This is a genomic window from Brevibacterium daeguense, from assembly GCF_021729135.1.
GTDB lineage: Bacteria > Actinomycetota > Actinomycetes > Actinomycetales > Brevibacteriaceae > Brevibacterium > Brevibacterium daeguense.
Genome location: NZ_JAJTWW010000020.1, coordinates 1 through 17,783 on the forward strand (window position 1 = coordinate 1; position 17,783 = coordinate 17,783).

Consider the following 17,783-nt stretch of genomic DNA (forward strand, 5'->3'; position numbering starts at 1 on the left):
GGCGGTGGCCTCCAGCCGGGCGTGCAGCGCCTTGAGCGGCATGAGCGGTCCGGTGAGCAGGAGTCGGCCTTCGCAGTCGTCGGTGGCCCACATCTCCACCCGCCGCCGCTTGTGGGTGTCGGCTTCCCGAGCCACCGGTGGGTCGAGGAGGCGGAGGGTGTCGTTGACCTTGCGGCAGAATCCCTGCCACTGCATCCCCGCCCGCAGCTTCACCAGGACGTCGTCGAGCTCCTTGAGCTGCTTGGCGGAAAGATCGAGTGCCCGCCGGGCCGCGTACTCCAACCGGACATACGTGACCTCGCCCTTCAGCGCCAGCGCGAAGAGCTTCGGCAGGCCGAAGCAGGCGACGGTCGCCACCCGGGCGTGCCCGTAGGCCTTGACGATAGTGGTGTCGAGGACGGCTGCGAGCACGGTGACGTGAGTGCCATCGAGCCGGTCGGCCACCCAGTCGGAGAGCGCCTCATCTTTGGGTGGGGTGAGTTCTTCGAAGTGGCGGGCGAAGCATTCCTCGATCACCGCCTCGGCCAGGAACCGCAGCCGCTGCACCGCCACCACATCATGCTCCGGCAAGAACGCGGCCAACGCGGTCACGGCCGGCCCGTTCTCCGACCTCCCATGGCGGCGGGTCCGCTCGTCCGTGCCCGTCACCTGCGTTCACCCCCGTTCCTGCCTCATCGCAGTGGTCCCGACCCCTCAGGCCCGGCGGGAACCGGAATTCCCTGACCTGTTGGACCCACCCTACGAGGAGCCACGGACACGAACCACCCGAAACAAGACTAAATCGATCAGTAAAATGTTAACGTTCGATAACATTATTCGAAGTTTGACCAGGTGCAGTCCACCGCGAGACCGGAGACCTCACTACGGCGAGAGCGGGTGCGCGGACCTACTCGACACTGCAGGAGTAGTCACGACGCACAACAACAGCACAGGGTCGGACCCTCAGGTCCGACCCTGTGCAGGTGCCGGACCTTCAAGTCCGACCTTTGCATGTACCACTGCAATGCTTCGCCAACCGTAACGGCCTGGCGCTTGGGGCTCCTGCTGCTCAGCAACACTGCTCGCTTGCCAGCCGGAGCTCTCGCACGCCCAGCTCATCAGCCGCAGCTCCCGCACCGTCAGAACGTCAGCAGATCCTCTTCTTCGAGGTGCGTGATCTCGTTGCCGGTGAGCATGACAGCGCGGTCCTCGCCGAACCGCACGCGGGTGATTCCCGCATGAGCCGGGCGGAAGAGGAAGTCGCGCTCCAGGCCGTACTCCTCAGCCAGAAACGCGTTGATCACGCCACCGTGGCAGGCAATCGCCACCTTCTGACCGGAGTGCCGGCTGGAGATCTCCCAGATCGCACTGTGGACTCGCGTGCGGAACTCAGCCGAGCCCTCCCCCAGGGGGATGGAATCCCAGGTCAGCGTCTCGACCATCCGCCTGCTCGCCTCGAGGGCCCGCTCGGTGCCCACCGCCTGTTCGAAGCTCTGCTCGCCGGGGACATCGCGGAAGATCCCGACTTCCCGAATCCGAGCGTCCACGATCACCTCGTGGCCGTAGTGCGCCGCGATCGCCTTGCCGGTGTCGTTGGCGCGAGCCAGGTCCGAGGAGTAGACCGCATCGATACCGACACCGGCCAGCGCCCGACTCACCGCCTCGGCCTGCTTCCAACCGATCTCCGACAGGTGGGCGTCGTAGGCCATCGACTCCGGGGAATCCTGCCCGGCCCGCACCTGCTGGCCGTGCCGGACCAGATAGACCTCTGCACCATCAGTGGCACGCGTGAGCAGTGCCGCACCCAGAGCGCGCCCCAGGAAGTTGCTCAATTCGGCGCACCCCCGTCGACGGTGAGCATTGCACCAGTGGTGTAGGACGCCATTGACGAGGACAGGTAGAGCACCGCACCGACGATCTCCTCGGGCTGGCCGCCGCGCTTGGCGGCGAATTCCTGAGCCCGCTCCTGGAATGCCTCCTGGTCCCAGTGCTTGGACACGTCGGTGAGGAAGGTGCCGGGCACCACCGTGTTGACGCGCACATCCGGACCGTAGGCGTGAGCGAGCGCCATCGTCGTGGCGTTCAGGCCGGCTTTGGCCGCCGCGTAGGGCACGACATTGGGCTTCGGATGCAGCGAGGCGATCGAGGAGATGTTGACGATCGCTCCCCCGCCGTTTCCGGTCATCTTCTCGCCCAGCAGCGCCGACAGCCGGAACGGGCCCTTGAGGTTGAGCCCGATCACCTTGTCGTAGAGCGCCTCGCTGATCCCGCTGATGGAGTCGTACAGCGGCGAGGAGCCGGCGTTGTTGACGAGCACGTCCACGCCGCCCAGTTCCTCCCACACCGTCTCCGCGAACTCGGTGCACTGGTCCCAGTCCGCCACCTGCAGCGCGTACGGACTGACCTTTCCGCCGGTCTGCGCGGTAATCCTCTCAGCGGCGTCCTGGCAGGCCTCCAGCTTCCGCGAGGCGATCGCCACGTGAGCACCCAGCGTCGAGAAGGCACACGCCATCTCGAAGCCCAGCCCCCGCGAGCCGCCGGTGATGACGACCTTCCGGTCGGTGAAATCGAATGCCCAGTCGCTCATGACTCTGCCCCTACCGTTGTCTCTGTCTTCATGACTCGATGATCTCCATGGCCTGATCGAACAGGGACAGGGTCCGCTCGTGCAGACGCCTGCCCACGGACTCCGGGGCCAGCCCCGCCGAGGCGCGGGCGGTCGAGCCCTCCAGGATCGACCCGAACCGGAAGCAGGCCAGCACGTGGTAGAAGTCGACATCGTCGACGTCCCAGCGGCTGACCTCCCCGTAGGCGGCCACGATCTCGGACTTGCCCGGCGCGCCGGGCGGCTGCAGACCGTGCGCCGACGCCAGCAGGTGGCCCAGGTCCAGCAGCGGATCGCCCAGCGTGCACAGCTCCCAGTCCACGATCGCCGCGACCTCCGGCGCCTCGTGCTTGAACATCACATTGCCGGCATGGCAGTCACCGTGGATGATCCCGGTGTTCTGCTCGGCCGGCGTCCACTCGTTCAGCCAGGCCGGGATCGCCTCGACCCCGGGATGGTCCAACCCTTCCCAGGTGTCGAACTCCCGGTAGCTCTCCAGCTGCCCGACCCAGCGGCCAGGCTGGCGAGCCAGCCAGCCGTCCGGCTTCCCGAACCCGGTCAGCCCGACCGCCGCGTAGTCGACATTGCCCAGTTCGGCGACGGCACGCGCATGGGACAGGCCCATCGCGTGCTGCCAGTCGGTGTCGTTGCGGACATGCTCGGGCACCTCGGAGACGCCGTTGAACCCGTCGACGGCGCGCATGATGAAGAACGCGTTGCCCAGCACGTCCAGGTCCTCGCACACGGCGATGAACTCCGGGTGCGGCACCCGGCTGCCGGCCAGCGCCTCCAGGACGCGAGCCTCGCGCAGCATGATCGTGTCAGAGTTCTTCCGCTTGTTCACCGGCGGACCGCGATAGATCAGCCGGTCATCGTTCCAGGTGAACCCCAGCAGCACATTCTGCGTGCCCCCGGTCAGGAAGTCCGGGTCCGCCAGCTGCCCCTCACCCAGCCGCTCCCGCAGCCACTCCTCCAGCCGCGCAAAGTCGATGCCGGCCTGCCGGGCATGCTCGGCCGCGACCGCCGCCTCGTTGGCCGCACTCATCAGGAGACCGCCTCGAGGTACTCGGCGAACTTCTTCTTCGCCTCCTCGGCGCGGGTCGGGATGTGCTCCGAGGGCACCTCGGTGGGCTCGTAATCCCGCAGCACCCGGCGGGACACGGTGACCTTGTGCACCTCGTCCGGGCCGTCGTAGATGCGGGCGGCACGGGCGTTGCGGTACATCTCCTCCAGCGGCAGATCCCCGGTGATGCCCAGCGAGCCGTGCACCTGGATCGCGCGGTCGATGACGTTGTAGAGCACCTGCGCGCCCCAGAACTTGATGATCGCGATATCGGTCAGCGCAGCCTTGGTCCCGCCCTGATCCATCTTCCACGCCGCCTGCAGCGTCAGCAGCCGCGCCGCCTCCAGCTCCGCCTTCGAGGTGGCGACCATGTCCTGGATCATCTGCTTGTCCTTGAGCAGCCCGCCGGACACCTTCCGCGACACCACCCGTTCGCACATGATGTCGAAGGCCCGCTGCCCCTGCCCCAGCCAGCGCATCGCGTGGTGGATCCGGCCGGGCCCGAGGCGCTGCTGGGCCAGCATGAACCCGTCGCCCTCCTCGCCGACCAGGTGGGAGACCGGCACCCGGACGTCCTCGTACAGGATCTCCGCATGTCCCTTGTCACCGGCAGCCGCCGAATGACCCATCACCGGGATGTCACGCAGGATGTTCACGCCGGGGGTGTCGCGGTCGACCAGGATCATCGACGCCCGGCGGTGGGGCTCGGCGTCCGGGTCGGTGACGACCATGACGATGAAGAAGTCGGCATGCGAGCCGTTGGAGGAGAACCACTTGTGGCCGTTGATGACGTACTCATCACCCTCGCGCACCGCACGGGTGGACAGCTGCGTCGGATCCGCGCCGGCACCGGGCTCGGTCATCGAGAAGCACGACCGGATCTCCCCGTTCAGCAGCGGCTTCATCCACCGCTCCTTCTGCCACTCGTCGCCGCCGATCGCCAGCAGCTCCGCATTGCCCGAGTCCGGGGCGTTGTTGCCGAAGATCGGGGGTGCGAACACCGACTGGCCGAGGATCTCGTGCATCAGCCCCAGCTTGAGCTGGCCGAACCCGCCGCCGCCCAGCTCCGGCTCCAGGTGCGCCGCCCACAGTCCCTGGTCCTTGACCTGCTGCTTGAGCTTGTCCGTGTGCTGCTTGAATGCCGCCTCCGGAAGGTCGGCGACCTCAAGTGGGATGATCTCCTCGCGGACGAACCTCCGCATCCACTCCAGCTTCTTCTCGAACTCCGGCTCAGTCGAAAAATTCCAGCTCATATCAGTTCTCCTCCTTGAGAATCGCAAGTGCCTGCCGCGCCAGGCTCTCCACGCCGGCGCCGGCGGTTTCGGGATCGAAATCCAGATCGCCCATCTGCCCGGTGATCAGGCGGGTGTACACGCCTTCGCGGATGCACGCGAGCTTCCACATCGCGAAGGCGGCGTAGTAGTCGACGTTCTCGGCCCGGATCCCGGACCGATCCTCATAGCGGGCGATGAGCTCCTCGGTGGTCGGGAACCCATCGGCCGGCCTGGGCACCCAGATGCTCGTCAGCTCGTCCGGGGTGGTGAGCATCGCGATGAAGTAACCCAGGTCGGTGAGCACCTCGCCGATCGCGGTGAGCTCCCAGTCGACCACCGCGTTGATCGTGCCGTCGGGGGCGAAGATCATGTTGTTCGGCTTGTAGTCGCCGTGCGCGATCCCGATCGCCGAATCGCTGAACTCCGGCATCTCCCGCTTGAGCACGTCGTGGACTTCCCGGATCTCGGGGATGTCCCGCTGGGTGATGTCCTCGAACTGGCCCAGCCAGCGCCGCAGCTGCCGCTCGATCAGACCGCCGGGCCGGCGCAGGTCACCCAGACCGACCGCCTCGACGTCCACCCGGTGGATCGCGGCCAGCGTGTCGACCATCCCGAACGCGGTGCCACGCCGCCGGTCCTCCGGGATCCGCGCCCAGTCCTCAGGCGTATTGATCGGAAATCCCGGGCAGTGCTCCATGAACACGAAGGGGACTTCCATCACCTCCGGATCATCGACGATCTCGAGCACGTTCGTCACCGGCACATCCGTCGGCCCCAGCGCCGCCATGATCCGACCCTCGCGCGCCACATTGTGCGCACTGCCGCCCTTGTGCCCCAGCGGCGGACGCCGCAGCACCCAGCGCTTCTGCCCGTCGACCTCGACGGTGAATGTCAGATTCGATCTGCCGATCGACAGCACCGAGTACGTCACCTCGGAGACTCCGAAGCGGTTCTCGATCCACCGGCCCACCTTCTGCGGGTCGATCCCGGCAGGTGCCAACACCTCGGTCACCTTTGACCTCCTGATTGAACAATCGTTCGATACCTTTGAACCGTAGGTAAACCGGGCGCGAGTGTCAAGCCCGCCGAGGCCCGGCAGGCTCTCGCCGGCCCGGCGGCCGCCTCGGGAACGGCTGTGGAACAATCGTTGAATGTCCTGACCGCGCTCGTTCAAGGAAGAATCTTCGTGACCCTCGATATCTCGACATCCACTCCCGGCCCGCTGTCCGGCGTCATCGTCGCCGACTTCTCGCGCGTGCTGGCCGGACCCTACTGCACGATGATCCTCGCCGACCTCGGCGCGACGGTGATCAAGGTCGAGAGCCCCGGCGGCGACGACACCCGCGCCTGGAAGCCGCCGGCCTACCGCGGCGGCGCCTGCTACTACCAGGCGGTCAACCGCAACAAGCACTCGATCACCCTCGACTTCACCGACCAGGACGACCTCATGGTCGCCAAGGAGATCGCCGCCCGGGCCGATGTCTTCGTCCACAACTTCAAGCCCGGCTCGATCGACAAGTTCGGGCTCGGCTACGAGGGCGTCAAGGAGCTCAACCCGGAGATCATCTACGCCCACATCAGCGGCTTCGGCACGACCGGCGCCGGCCGAGCACTGCCCGGCTATGACGTGCTGGTGCAGGGCATGGCAGGTCTGATGGACATGAATGGCGAACCCGACGGCGAGCCGGTCCGCTCCGGCGTCTCCATCTTCGACCTCACCACCGGGATGATGACCGCTGTCGGCATCGCCTCGGCGCTGCGTCACAAGGAGCGCACGGGTGAGGGGCAGCTCATCGAGAACAACCTCATGGCCAACGCGATCTTCACGATGGCCAACCAGTACCAGGTGGGTGCGACGACGGGGAAGGCGCCGCGGCGCAACGGCGCCGAGCATCCGACGATCTACCCCTACAACGCCTTCCCCACGGGAGACGGCGAGCTCATCGTGGTCGCCGGCAACAACGGGCAGTTCGCACGCCTCTGCCAGGTCCTCGGCACCTCCGAGCTCGCCGCCGACGAGCGCTTCGACGACCCCGAGAAGCGCAACGTCAACCGCGATGAGCTCCGCCCGCTGCTGGAGCAGGCGCTGTCGGCCAGGAGCAAGGACGAATGGTTCCAGCTGATGCGGGACGCGGGAATCCCGTGCTCGCCGGTGCAGAGCGTCGACGAAGGCCTCGTCTCCGCCCAGGAGCTCGGACTCGATCCGCTGTGGCACACCGAGGACCCGGAGTCGATGCCCACCGTCCGCAACTCGCTGAGCATGTCGGGCACGCCGGCGACATACCGCAAGGAGCCGCCGGAGCTCGGCGAGGACTCCGAGGCGGTGCGCGCCTGGCTGGCGCAAGTTGCGACGGAGGCCAAGCGCTAGCGCCCCGAGCACGGCACGCATGCATCAGCCGGCTGACCGTTGCGGTCAGCCGGCTGATCTCGCCTCGGGCACTGCGCCTCGCACGAGAGGTCAGCGCCTCAGCAGCAAGGCCTCACCGCTGAAGCGGAATATGCGGGGCGTTGTCGTCCTTCCACTGCTCCCAGGTCTCGGCGAGCTCGTCGGAGGGAGTGTTCGCCAGCACCTCGGGCCAGCCCGCGCGCAGCTTCTCACCGCGCTCGATGAGCAGCTGATTGCGCTCCTCCATCTCCGGCGTCCACAGCCCCTGCTCCTCGAGGTAGCGGACCACGCCGTCATGGTGAGGCAGCACCATCGGCATCCATTCGATCTCCTCGAACTCCCAGTCCTTGGTGGTCGCCGTGGCGTCCCGGTAGCTCGGGAAGGACTCGTGGAAGGCCTTGGCCATCGCGTAGACCTCGTCAGCGCTGAAATCGGCGTACGTCGTCATCTGGATCGCGTAGGTCGGTCCGCGCTTGGCCTTCCCCTCCATGCCGATCGAGGATTCGAACTCCTCGATGACCACCGAGGGCGCGTACTCCTGGAGCCGCTTCTCCGCCTCCTCGTCACCGTCGAAGTCGATCCACCTGAAGTCCATCTGGGTGGCGACCTCGATGATCGCCGACGACTGCGCTCCGAAGTAGACCATGTCGAGCCCGCCGTTGGCGAACATGTCCGGCTGCGCGCCGTACTCCACCGGCACTTTCACGACGTCCTCCGGGGTCAGGCCGGCGTATGCGAGAATGCCCATGATCTTCTCCTGCGAGGACGGGTTCGCGGCCATCCACGGCACCCGCTTGCCCTTGAGATCCTGCAGCGTCTCGATCCCGGAGTTCGCCGCCACGCCGACCGCAACCGTCGTCGGCGGGGTCCAGAACGTCCGCAGGTCCTGCGGACCCCAGTCCGCCGACACGAACTCGTGCTTGCCCTCGAACGCGTAGAACGCCTCATCGGACAGCCGCGCGGTCTGCGCCTGACCGGTGCGCAGCGGGGTCAGTCGACCGATGCCGGTGTCCGAACCGAGGATCCGGACCTGCGTGTCGTATTCGGAGATCAGCGCCTCGGCGACGGCAGCCTGCTCGGAGTAGTTGGAGGTGCCGACGCCGTACCCGGTCCACACGGTCGTCTTCGGCAGACCGCTGGCGTGGTGCCCGGCGGGGCTCTCCGTGACCGGTTCGCCGGTGTCGGTGATCTCACCGCACCCGGAAAGCGTGAGCACGCCCGCCGTCAGTCCGGCGACGATCACGCTTGCGCGGCGTCGGATCGGCTTCATCGTCAGCTCCTCAGGGATTCGTCCGGCACGGGTGCCGGAGCATGGATAAGGCGGGGAGTCCGCTCGGACTCCCCGCCTTCGGGGATTGTCAGTCGACGAGCTCGAGGATCGTCGCGTTGGCCTGGCCACCGGCCTCGCACATGGTCTGCAGCCCGTACCGGGTTCCGGTGCGGCGCATGTGGTGGATGAGATCGGTCATGATCCGCGCTCCCGAGGCGCCCAGCGGGTGACCGAGCGCGATCGCGCCGCCGTTGGGGTTGACCTTGTCCCAGTCGACGCCGATCTCCTTCATCCACGCCGCCGGCACCGAGGCGAAGGCCTCGTTGACCTCGAACACGCCGATGTCGGAGGCGCTCAGCCCCGACTTCTTCAGCGCCTTCTGGGTGGCCGGGATCGGAGCGGTGAGCATGATGATCGGGTTCGCTCCGGCGAGGGCTGCCGTGTGGACCTTGGCAATCGGCTTGAGCCCGAGCTCGCGGGCCTTCACATCCGTCATCACGAGCAGCGCGGCCGCGCCGTCGGAGATCTGCGACGAGTTGCCGGCGGTGATCACGCCGTCATCCTTGAAGACGGTCTTGAGTCCGCCCAGGGTCTCCAGAGTGCCGCCGGGGCGGATGCCCTGGTCCTGCTTGAACTCGAACTCCTCGCCCTCCTTCGTCAGTCCGGTGATCGGGAGGATCTGGTCGGCGAAGTCGCCGCGCTCGGTGGCGGCCTGCGCCCGGGCGTGGGAATCCAGCGCCAGCTGGTCCATCTGCGTGCGGTCGAAGCCCCACTGCTCGGCGACCATCTCCGCGCCCACGCCCTGGCTGAACTCCTCCTGGCCGTAGCGCTCGAAGATCGACGGGCCGAAGGGCTTGCCGGGGCCGTTGGTGCGGTTGGAGCCCATCGGCACGCGGGTCATGGTCTCGACTCCGCCGGCGACGGCGACGTCGTAGTGACCGGCCATCACCGAGGCGATCGCGAAGGTCAGCGCCTGCTGCGAGGATCCGCAGGCCCGGTCGACCGTGGTGCCCGGGGTGGTCTCGGGCCAGCCGGCGGCCAGCGCCGACCAGCGGGCGACATTGGAGGCCTGCTCGCCGGCCTGCACGACGCAGCCGAAGATCACGTCGTCGACGATCTGGGGATCGAGCGAGTTCCGCTCCGCCAATCCCTTGAGAACGTGGCCCCCCAGGGTCACCGGATGGATGTCCCTCAGCGCTCCGTTGCGCTTTCCTGTCGCAGTGCGGGCTGCGTCGACAATGACTGCTTCCGGCATCGGTCTTCCCTTTCGAACGGCGGTGTTCGGGGCCGCGCGATGAGCAGCATGCGCTGTTCCTCCAGGCGGTCCCTGCGATCGCCCGGCCCGAACGATCGTTAAGTGACTGCCATTCACAGTAGCAAGAGGCGTCACCCTCGTCACACTCCGACCCCTCCCCAAGGGCGAGGAGCAGTGAGCCCCTGGCACGCTGACCAGCGCTTTCGTTCCGCCTCCGGCGGACGGTCGTAACCAAGATCACGATTGATGCCGAATCCTCAAAGGATTTTTGGATTTTGATGTCCTCTGTGCAAGAATTCTCAGGCAATGCCATCAGGAGTGGCTTCTGTCACGGCACGGCCGGTGCTGCTGACCAGGATTTCGAAGGCGAACGTCCGTAGGCGACCTCGCTGGAGGCCTGCCGACTCTGATCTGGCCAAACCGTTCCCGCCACCGGCACCAGCCGGACGGGATCCCCCGACCACAGACGACAGAAGGAATCAGCGCCGATGACCAAGCTCACCAGATTGCTTGCCTCACTCTCTGCCGGCGTGATGCTGCTTTCAGGCTGCGCCACCCTGGAGCTCAACGAGGAGGTCTCCGCCTTCCCCGAGTTCAATGCGTGGACCACCTATGGCACCGGCACGGCGACATATGCAGACCTCGCCGCGGCGTCGAACACGATCTCGAATGCGACCGACTCGCAAGTCCGGATCCTCACCTCGGACACAGCGGTGGGCCGCCTGAGTCCCCTGCGCAACAAGCAGGCGACGATGGCGCGCACGGGCGACGAGTACATGTTCGCGTTCAACGGCGAGCATGACTTCGCCCATCCCGACTGGGGTCCGCAGAACGTGCGCGTGGTGTGGGCCCCGCCGGCCCCTCACTCGCTCATGACCCGGACCAACACGGGTATCGAGACCCCGATGGACCTCAAGGGCAAGAAGGTCCCCGTGATCACCGCCAATCCATCGGTGCAGAACAAGTTCGACGCCGTCCTCGCCTACGCGGGGCTGACCTGGGATGACGTCATCCCGGTCAACGTCGCGTACAGCGAGCAGCCGGGCGCGCTGCAGGCCGGGCAGATCGATGTCCTGTTCCAGCAGGTCTACGGCTCCTCCCTGTTCGAGCTCGAGAGCGCGGTCGACACCCAGTGGCTCGAGCTCGACCCCGAGGACACCGAACGCGTGGCGGCGCTGCAGGAGGTCGCCCCGGCCGTCGAGATCGGCTCCTTCACCGGAGCCGCCGGACAGGAGGAGGGCGAGGAGGCCAACGGCTACATCTACGCGATTCCCCTGATGTCCTACGATTCCGTGGCCGACTCGCAGGTCTACCACACGGCCAAGGCGCTGCAGGAGCACTACCCCCAGTACAAGGACGCCACCGCGACCACCGAGGACTGGGACATCGAGCACATCGTCAAGATGCCGGTGGAGGTGCCGTTCCACGACGGCACTGTCCAGTACCTCGAAGAGATGGGCGCTTGGACCGACGAGGCCGAAGAGCGCAATCAGGCCCTGATCGCCTACGGGGAGCGGATGCGCGAGGAATGGCCGAAGTTCTATGAGCAGGCCGATCTCGACGGGGACATCCACGAGCAGTGGATCGCGTGGAAGGACCAGCACATCGAGCCGGTCGACTGACCGGACCGCAACTCGAACGACTGACGTTCCGGACCGTGCACCGTCCGGCTGATTGACAGGAACAGATATGAATTCTCGAATCACCCCACTGTGGAAGGGGGTCATCGTCGTGCTCACCGTGCTCGGTGTGCTGCTGGCGATGAACCAGGCCTTCTTCTGGAACCTCGGCGGGATCGTCCTGCTGACCAACTCCTATCTCTACCTCACGTTGGCATGCTTCCTGCCGATCGTGTTCCTCGTATTCCCCATCGTGAAGTCGCAGAAGGGCAAGCCCATGCCCTTCTACGACGTCATCCTGGCGGCACTGACCTTCGTGGTCTGCCTGTACTTCGGCGTCAACGGCGAGAACATCGTCAATTTCGGCTGGGACAAGTCCCTGACCTACCCCACGATCACCCTGATCTTCTCGTTCGTCCTGTGGGCGCTCGTCCTCGAGGCGCTGCGCCGTTCCGCCGGCCTCGTGGTGACGGGGATCGCGCTCGCGTTCTCGATCTACCCGATGTTCGCGCTCGGTGTCCCGGTGCCGTTCCTGCAGGGAATCCCCTACGAGCTCGACGACACCGCCCGTATTCACGCGATGGGCGTCGACTCGATCCTCGGGCTGCCGCTGCAGACCGCCGCCTCCATCCTCATCGGCTTCCTGATGTTCGGTGTAGCGCTCCAGCACACCGGGGGCGCGACCTTCTTCTACGACCTCGCACAGTCGCTGTTCGGCCGCTTCCGCGGCGGCTCGGCGAAGGTCTCGGTCATCTCCTCCGGATTCATGGGCATGATGTCGGGTTCGGCCGTGTCGAACGTGCTCACCACCGGCCCGATGACGATCCCCGCGATGAAGAAGTCCGGATTCCCCGGCCGCTACGCAGCCGGTGTCGAGGCGACCGCCTCGACCGGCGGCACCATCACCCCGCCCATCATGGGCGCGGCCGCCTTCCTCATGGTCTCCTTCGTGGGCGTCCCCTATGGTGAGATCGCGCTCGCGGCCGCCATTCCGGCCCTGCTGTACTACCTCGGCATCTACGTGCAGATCGATGCCTACTCGGCGAAGACCGGACTCAAGGGCATCTCCAAGGACCTGCTCCCCAAGGCCGGCCAGACCGCACTCAAGGGCTGGCCGTACATCGTGGCCCTCGTCGGGCTCGTCCTGCTGCTGGTCGTCCAGCGGAACGAGGAGCAGGCACCCTACTGGGTGATCGGATTCCTGCTCGTCGTCGCCCTGTTCTCCAAGGAGCACCGTCTGACCCCGAAGTCCTTCATCGACTTCCTGTTCGCCTCGGGCAAGACGATCGCTGAGATCATCGGCATCATCGCCGGCGTCGGCCTGATCGTCGGCGGCCTGTCGATGACCGGCGTGTCGCTGTCGCTGGCGCGCGAGCTCATCAACCTCGTGGGCGACAACCTGTTCCTCATCCTCATCGCCGGCGCCGTGACCTCGTTCGTGCTGGGCATGGGCATGACCGTCTCCGCCGTCTACGTGTTCCTGGCTGTCGTGCTCGCTCCGGCGCTGACCGCGATGGGCATCAACCCGATCGCCGCCCATCTGTTCGTGATCTACTGGGCGACCGTCTCCTACATCACCCCGCCGGTGGCGCTGGCCTCGTTCGCCGCGGCCAATATCGCGGGCACACCGGCGATGTCGACGTCGCTGACAGCCATGCGCCTGGGATCGGTGAAGTACATCATCCCGTTCGCGTTCGTCCTCAACCCGGCACTGGTGGCCCAGGACTCGGGCATCGTCGAGATCGCCTACACCGCGGTGTTCGCCATCATCGGCGTGTTCTTCCTCGGATGCGCGTTCGAGGGCTGGATGATCGGCACGAACCGGAAGCTCAACTGGCCGATGCGCATCGTGCTGATCGCCGCAGGCCTGGCGACCCTGGCACCGGAGCTCACCTCCAGCATCATCGGTCTGGCCGTGGGAATCGCCGTCATGGTCATCACCCGATTCTGGAACGCGGGCGGGCCCGAAGAGGCTGCAGCGATCGAGCGGGAGCGGATCCGCAAGCTCGAGGCCGAGGATGCCGCCGCTGTGGCAGCCGCCGAGGCCGAGCACGGCAAGCGCGAGCCGGCCATGGTGGGTGCCGCGCCCGAGGCGTCCGACGGTGTCATGGGCCCGACCGCCACCCGGGGGCTGGCCGTCGATCTCGACGCGAACGACGCGACCGTGCTTTCGGACGACGACCGGGCCGACGTCCACCCGGGAGCGTCGGACCGCCAGGGTCACCGGCACGACGACGTCTGATCCGATCGGGGCCGGTGACCCTGGCGGTCGTGACGGGGCCCGACCAGGCGTGCACCGCCGATGAGGGGCGCACAGTCCGAGCCGCAGAGGTTCGGAATGTGCGCCCCTCATCGCATTCACCTTCCGACCGCGTTTCCGGTGTACTCTCGTGGTATAACTTATTGATTGATCGTTAGGTAGAATCGGATACCTTCCGGACAAGGATGTCCCCCGGGAGCCGAGCTGCCGAACCCCTCATTTCTGGAGAGACACCATGCGAGCCACCAACGGGCGGGCAGATATCCTGCGCGCCGCCCGCAACACCTTCGCCCGCAAAGGGTATGACGGCGCCTCGATCCGCGACATCGCGCAGGAGGCCGGACTGAGCCTTTCCGCTCTCTACTACTACTTCCCGTCCAAGCAGGACGCGCTCTACGAGCTGATCACCAAGGCCTTCGAGTGGTACATCGAGCACGCCAACGGAGTGATCGAGGACGCCGGCGACAGCGAAGTCGACAGAGTCGCGAGCCTGATCCGCTTCGTCGTGCGCTACCGGGCGCAGAACGGTCTGATCAGTCGCGTGACGCTGCGCGACACCGAACGCCTGGACCCGGAGAAGTACGAGAAGATCCGAGAGCTCCAGCGCGTCTCGCGGGCGATCCTCACCGATGTCCTGGCCAAGGGCATGGAGACCGGAGTATTCCGGATCGAGAACCCGGATCTCGCAGGACGTGCGATCCTGTCGATCCTGAACTCGATTCCCCTGTGGTATCGGGAGGGCGGGCCGCTCGACATCCCTGCGCTTGAGCGCTCCTACACCGCCTACTGCCTGCGCCTGCTGGGCTACCAGGAGCTCGCCGGGGAGTTCGACCGGCTGCTGAACCTGCCCCTCAACGAGGACGGCACGGCGACATTCATCGAGAGCGAGACGGCCGCCGTGAACGGTTGATGGCCAAGAACGGGCGGCGCCGCCCAGACAATCGCCTTGCCGGTTCGAACGGCGACCGCTAGCCTTGCCCTAACTTAACGATTGTTCGATCGCGCTCTTTGCGTGGTCGAACCCCTCCGGACCGGAAGAGGACTCATGCGCAGAGCAATTTTCACCGAGGAGCACGACGCCTTCCGGGCGATGTGCCGCGACTTCGTCACCAAGGAGCTCGTCCCGGCCTACGACCAGTTCGAGAAGGACGGCAAGGTCGCCAAGGAGTTCTTCGCCAAGATGGGCGAGCTGGGCCTGACCGGTCTGCAGGTGCCGGAGGAGTACGGCGGCGGCGGGCAGACCCACACCTTCAAGTTCAACACCATCCTCAACGAGGAGACCGCCTACGCGGCAACCACCCTCGGCACTCTGCGAGTGCACCAGGATCTGGTGATCCCCTACATCCTCGAGTACGCGAACGAGGAGCAGAAGCAGCGCTGGCTGCCCGGGATGGCCGCCGGCACCACGATGACGGCGATCGCCATGACCGAACCGGGCACCGGCTCGGACCTCACCGGCATCCGCACCAAGGCGGAGAAGAAGGACGGCTACTACCTGCTCAACGGGGCCAAAACCTTCATCTCCGGAGGAATCAATGCCGACCGGGTGCTCGTCGTCGCCCGCACCTCCCCCTACGACGAGAACAACCGCCGAGGCGGCCTGTCGATCCTCGTCGTCGATGCCCATGCCGAGGGCTTCGAGAAGGGCCGCAACCTCGACAAGATCGGCATCAAGACGCAGGACACCGCCGAACTGGCGTTCAACAGCGTCAAGGTGCCCTTTGAGGACCTGCTGGGCGAAGAGGGCAAGGCCTTCGAGTACCTCTCCCACAACCTCGCCCAGGAGCGGATGACGATCGCCGTCAACGCGGTGGCCAGCTCCCAGGCCGCGATCAACTTCGCCACCCAGTACGCGCACGAGCGCAAGGTCTTCGGCAACCCGCTCAAGAGCTTCCAGAACACCAAGTTCGTGCTCGCCGAGTGCTCGACCGAGGTCGAGGCGGCTCAGGTCATGCTCGACCGCGCCATCGAGGCCCTCGACGCGAACGAGCTCACCCCGGCCGACGCGGCCCGGGTCAAGCTGTTCACCACCGAGGTGCAGGCGCGCGTGGTCGACAAGTGCCTGCAGATCCACGGCGGCTACGGCTACATCCTCGAATACCCGATCGCCCGTCTCTACGCCGACGCCCGTGTCACCCGCATCTACGGCGGCACATCCGAGGTGATGAAGACCATCATCGCCAAGGACATGGGCCTGTCCGAGCGGCGCGGCTGATCCCCCACTGATTTCCGCCGCCCGGTCAGCAGTCCGGGCGGCTTCGGCCCGGACCACGACGGTCCGGAACGCACACGAAGGAGAAACCCTATGCAGATTTCCGGACACGCAGCACTCGTCACCGGTGGCGCCTCGGGCCTGGGCCTGGCCACGGTGCAGCGGCTGGTGGGCGAGGGAGCCAAGGTCGTCATCGCCGACGTCAACCCGCCGGCCGACGACGTCGCAGCCGAGCTCGGCGACAACGTCCGCTTCGTCACAACCGACGTCACCGATGAGGATCAGGTCTCGGCGGCGATGGACGCCGCCACCGAGCTCGGCGACCTGCGCGCCGTCGTCCACTGCGCCGGCATCGGCGGTCCGATGCGCCTGGTCCAGAAGGACGGCACGGCCGGGGACCTCAACCACTTCAAGAAGATCATCAACGTCAACCTCATCGGCACGATGATCGTGGCCAGCCAGGCCGGCGTGCGGATGGCCAAGAACGAGGAGATCGACGGGGAGCGCGGCGTCGTCATCTTCACCGCCTCGGCCGCGGCCTTCGAGGGCCAGATCGGTCAGGCCGCCTACTCGGCGTCCAAGGGCGGAGTCGTCGGCCTCACCCTCTGCGCAGCACGCGACTACGCCTCCAAGAAGATCCGCGTCGTCACCATCGCGCCGGGCACGGTGGACACCCCGCTGCTGGCCAAGGCGTCGCAGGAGGTCCGCGACTCGCTGGCCGCGATGGTGCCGCACCCCTCGCGCCTGGCCCGCCCCGACGAGTACGCCCACCTGGCGCTGTCGATCATCGAGAATGCGATGATCAACGGTGAGACCATCCGGATGGACGGCGCAATCCGGATGGCTCCGCGCTGACCCAGGCGATCCCGCTTCAATGTCGAAGAAACCGAAGGAGACACTCTCATGACCGAGACCACTGAGACGACCACCGTGCAGGACGAGGTGCTGACCGAGGTCCGCGGCCAGGTCCTCATCATCACCCTCAACCGACCCAAGGCCAAGAACGCCGCCACCGAGAACATGGCCAAGAAGATGGCCGAGATCCTCGACGACTTCGAGAGCAGCGACGAGCTGTTCGTCGCCGTCATCACCGGCGCCGGCAACACCTTCTGCTCCGGCATGGACCTCAAGGGCTTCGTCCGCGGAGAGCGTCCCTCGGTCGAGGGCCGCGGCTTCCTCTCACTGACCGAGCAGCCGCCGAAGAAGCCGATCATCGCAGCGGTCGAGGGCTACGCCCTGGCCGGCGGCTTCGAGACGATGCTCGCCTGCGACCTCGTCGTCGCAGCCGACACCGCGAAGTTCGGCATCCCCGAGGTCAAGCGCGGCCTGGCCGCGGCCGCCGGCGGACTGGTGACACTGCCGCAGCGCACCCACCGCGCCGTGGCCATGGAGATGGCCCTGACCGGCGACATCTACTCCGCGGAATTCGGCAAGACCAACGGATTCGTCAACCGCATCGTCGGCGACGGCCAGGCCCTCGACGCCGCCATCGAGCTCGCGCAGACGATCGCCGCCAATGGTCCGCTGGCGGTCAAGGCCTCCAAGCAGGTCATCGTCGAATCGGCCGACTGGTCCACCGAGGAGAAGTTCGCCAAGCAGTCCGCCATCGTCGACCCGGTGTTCACATCCGCCGACGCCAAGGAAGGCGCAACCGCCTTCGCCGAGAAGCGCGCACCGCGCTGGACCGGCAAGTGACCTGACGCTCGCTCGACCGCGGGCTGACAGCCCCAGCCGACCACACCGCACCCCCGGCCCGACTTCCTGCAGGAGTCCGGCCGGGGGTGTGATGTTTCGCACCGCGGACGCTCCCGCACCGCTTCGCGTTTGGTGAGAACCAGAACGAGTTGAGACCATTCAGCC

At 66.5% G+C, this 17,783-nt stretch carries 15 protein-coding genes; 7 read left to right on the forward strand and 8 right to left on the reverse strand.

Annotated elements, in window-relative coordinates:
• From LXN01_RS13745 to LXN01_RS13770, 6 genes are all read right to left on the reverse strand, one after another.
• Positions 1 to 648 (reverse strand): hypothetical protein (locus LXN01_RS13745; protein ID WP_236865979.1); only part of this gene is annotated, 648 nt, incomplete at its 3' end.
• Positions 649 to 1,118: 470 nt separating this feature from the next.
• Complete coding sequence (locus LXN01_RS13750) at positions 1,119 to 1,811, reverse strand: histidine phosphatase family protein (protein ID WP_236865980.1); 693 nt, start codon at positions 1,809 to 1,811, stop codon at positions 1,119 to 1,121.
• Positions 1,808 to 2,566 carry an SDR family NAD(P)-dependent oxidoreductase gene (locus LXN01_RS13755; protein WP_236865981.1) on the reverse strand — a complete coding sequence of 253 codons (759 nt, stop codon included), beginning with the start codon at positions 2,564 to 2,566 and terminating at the stop codon, positions 1,808 to 1,810. Before LXN01_RS13755 ends, LXN01_RS13750 begins: the two co-directional genes overlap by 4 nt.
• A 28-nt stretch (positions 2,567 to 2,594) precedes the next feature.
• Positions 2,595 to 3,629 (reverse strand): phosphotransferase family protein, encoded by a 1,035-nt coding sequence (locus tag LXN01_RS13760; protein WP_236865982.1) that lies wholly within the window; start codon positions 3,627 to 3,629, stop codon positions 2,595 to 2,597.
• Positions 3,629 to 4,900 carry an acyl-CoA dehydrogenase family protein gene (locus LXN01_RS13765; protein ID WP_236865983.1) on the reverse strand — a complete coding sequence of 424 codons (1,272 nt, stop codon included), beginning with the start codon at positions 4,898 to 4,900 and terminating at the stop codon, positions 3,629 to 3,631. The genes LXN01_RS13760 and LXN01_RS13765 overlap by 1 nt, the downstream gene beginning before the upstream one ends.
• 1 nt (position 4,901) lies before the next feature.
• Positions 4,902 to 5,933, reverse strand: coding sequence for a phosphotransferase family protein (locus LXN01_RS13770; RefSeq protein ID WP_236865984.1), 1,032 nt, complete (start codon positions 5,931 to 5,933; stop codon positions 4,902 to 4,904).
• Positions 5,934 to 6,107: 174 nt separating this feature from the next.
• Between LXN01_RS13770 and LXN01_RS13775 the strand changes: the two genes are divergently transcribed.
• Entirely contained in the window at positions 6,108 to 7,289 is a 1,182-nt protein-coding gene (locus tag LXN01_RS13775; protein ID WP_236865985.1) for a CaiB/BaiF CoA transferase family protein, read from the forward strand.
• 112 nt (positions 7,290 to 7,401) lie between these two features.
• Here the strand turns inward: LXN01_RS13775 and LXN01_RS13780 are convergent, their stop codons facing one another.
• A complete protein-coding gene (locus tag LXN01_RS13780; RefSeq protein ID WP_236865986.1) occupies positions 7,402 to 8,577 on the reverse strand; it encodes a TAXI family TRAP transporter solute-binding subunit in 1,176 nt (391 codons plus the stop codon).
• Between the two features lie 88 nt (positions 8,578 to 8,665).
• Positions 8,666 to 9,832, reverse strand: coding sequence for a thiolase family protein (locus LXN01_RS13785; protein ID WP_236865987.1), 1,167 nt, complete (start codon positions 9,830 to 9,832; stop codon positions 8,666 to 8,668).
• Between the two features lie 488 nt (positions 9,833 to 10,320).
• Here LXN01_RS13785 and LXN01_RS13790 point away from each other — a divergent pair, with 488 nt between their 5' ends.
• The 6 genes from LXN01_RS13790 to LXN01_RS13815 all read left to right on the forward strand — a co-directional run bounded on the left by LXN01_RS13790 (position 10,321) and on the right by LXN01_RS13815 (position 17,618).
• On the forward strand, positions 10,321 to 11,454 hold the full coding sequence (locus tag LXN01_RS13790; RefSeq protein ID WP_272902503.1) for a TAXI family TRAP transporter solute-binding subunit: 1,134 nt from the start codon (positions 10,321 to 10,323) through the stop codon (positions 11,452 to 11,454).
• A 67-nt stretch (positions 11,455 to 11,521) separates the two neighbouring features.
• Positions 11,522 to 13,693, forward strand: coding sequence for a TRAP transporter permease (locus tag LXN01_RS13795; protein WP_236865988.1), 2,172 nt, complete (start codon positions 11,522 to 11,524; stop codon positions 13,691 to 13,693).
• A gap of 253 nt (positions 13,694 to 13,946) precedes the next feature.
• Positions 13,947 to 14,621: a TetR/AcrR family transcriptional regulator gene (locus tag LXN01_RS13800; RefSeq protein WP_236865989.1), complete on the forward strand. Its 675-nt coding sequence runs from the start codon at positions 13,947 to 13,949 to the stop codon at positions 14,619 to 14,621.
• 135 nt (positions 14,622 to 14,756) lie between these two features.
• Entirely contained in the window at positions 14,757 to 15,926 is a 1,170-nt protein-coding gene (locus tag LXN01_RS13805) for an acyl-CoA dehydrogenase family protein (protein ID WP_236865990.1), read from the forward strand.
• Between the two features lie 90 nt (positions 15,927 to 16,016).
• On the forward strand, positions 16,017 to 16,778 hold the full coding sequence (locus tag LXN01_RS13810; RefSeq protein ID WP_236865991.1) for an SDR family NAD(P)-dependent oxidoreductase: 762 nt from the start codon (positions 16,017 to 16,019) through the stop codon (positions 16,776 to 16,778).
• A 48-nt stretch (positions 16,779 to 16,826) separates the two neighbouring features.
• Complete coding sequence (locus LXN01_RS13815; protein WP_236865992.1) at positions 16,827 to 17,618, forward strand: crotonase/enoyl-CoA hydratase family protein; 792 nt, start codon at positions 16,827 to 16,829, stop codon at positions 17,616 to 17,618.
• The last annotated feature ends 165 nt before the right edge of the window (positions 17,619 to 17,783 follow it).

Bases quoted from the DNA above. Each gene is read 5' to 3' on its own strand.
- LXN01_RS13810 (WP_236865991.1), top strand. From the start codon at position 16,017: ATGCAGATTTCCGGACACGCAGCACTCGTCACCGGTGGCGCCTCGGGC.
- LXN01_RS13795 (WP_236865988.1), top strand. From the start codon at position 11,522: ATGAATTCTCGAATCACCCCACTGTGGAAGGGGGTCATCGTCGTGCTC.
- LXN01_RS13780 (WP_236865986.1), bottom strand. From the start codon at position 8,577: ATGAAGCCGATCCGACGCCGCGCAAGCGTGATCGTCGCCGGACTGACG.
- LXN01_RS13765 (WP_236865983.1), bottom strand. From the start codon at position 4,900: ATGAGCTGGAATTTTTCGACTGAGCCGGAGTTCGAGAAGAAGCTGGAG.
- LXN01_RS13785 (WP_236865987.1), bottom strand. From the start codon at position 9,832: ATGCCGGAAGCAGTCATTGTCGACGCAGCCCGCACTGCGACAGGAAAG.
- LXN01_RS13805 (WP_236865990.1), top strand. From the start codon at position 14,757: ATGCGCAGAGCAATTTTCACCGAGGAGCACGACGCCTTCCGGGCGATG.
- LXN01_RS13790 (WP_272902503.1), top strand. From the start codon at position 10,321: ATGACCAAGCTCACCAGATTGCTTGCCTCACTCTCTGCCGGCGTGATG.
- LXN01_RS13755 (WP_236865981.1), bottom strand. From the start codon at position 2,566: ATGAGCGACTGGGCATTCGATTTCACCGACCGGAAGGTCGTCATCACC.
- LXN01_RS13815 (WP_236865992.1), top strand. From the start codon at position 16,827: ATGACCGAGACCACTGAGACGACCACCGTGCAGGACGAGGTGCTGACC.
- LXN01_RS13800 (WP_236865989.1), top strand. From the start codon at position 13,947: ATGCGAGCCACCAACGGGCGGGCAGATATCCTGCGCGCCGCCCGCAAC.
- LXN01_RS13760 (WP_236865982.1), bottom strand. From the start codon at position 3,629: ATGAGTGCGGCCAACGAGGCGGCGGTCGCGGCCGAGCATGCCCGGCAG.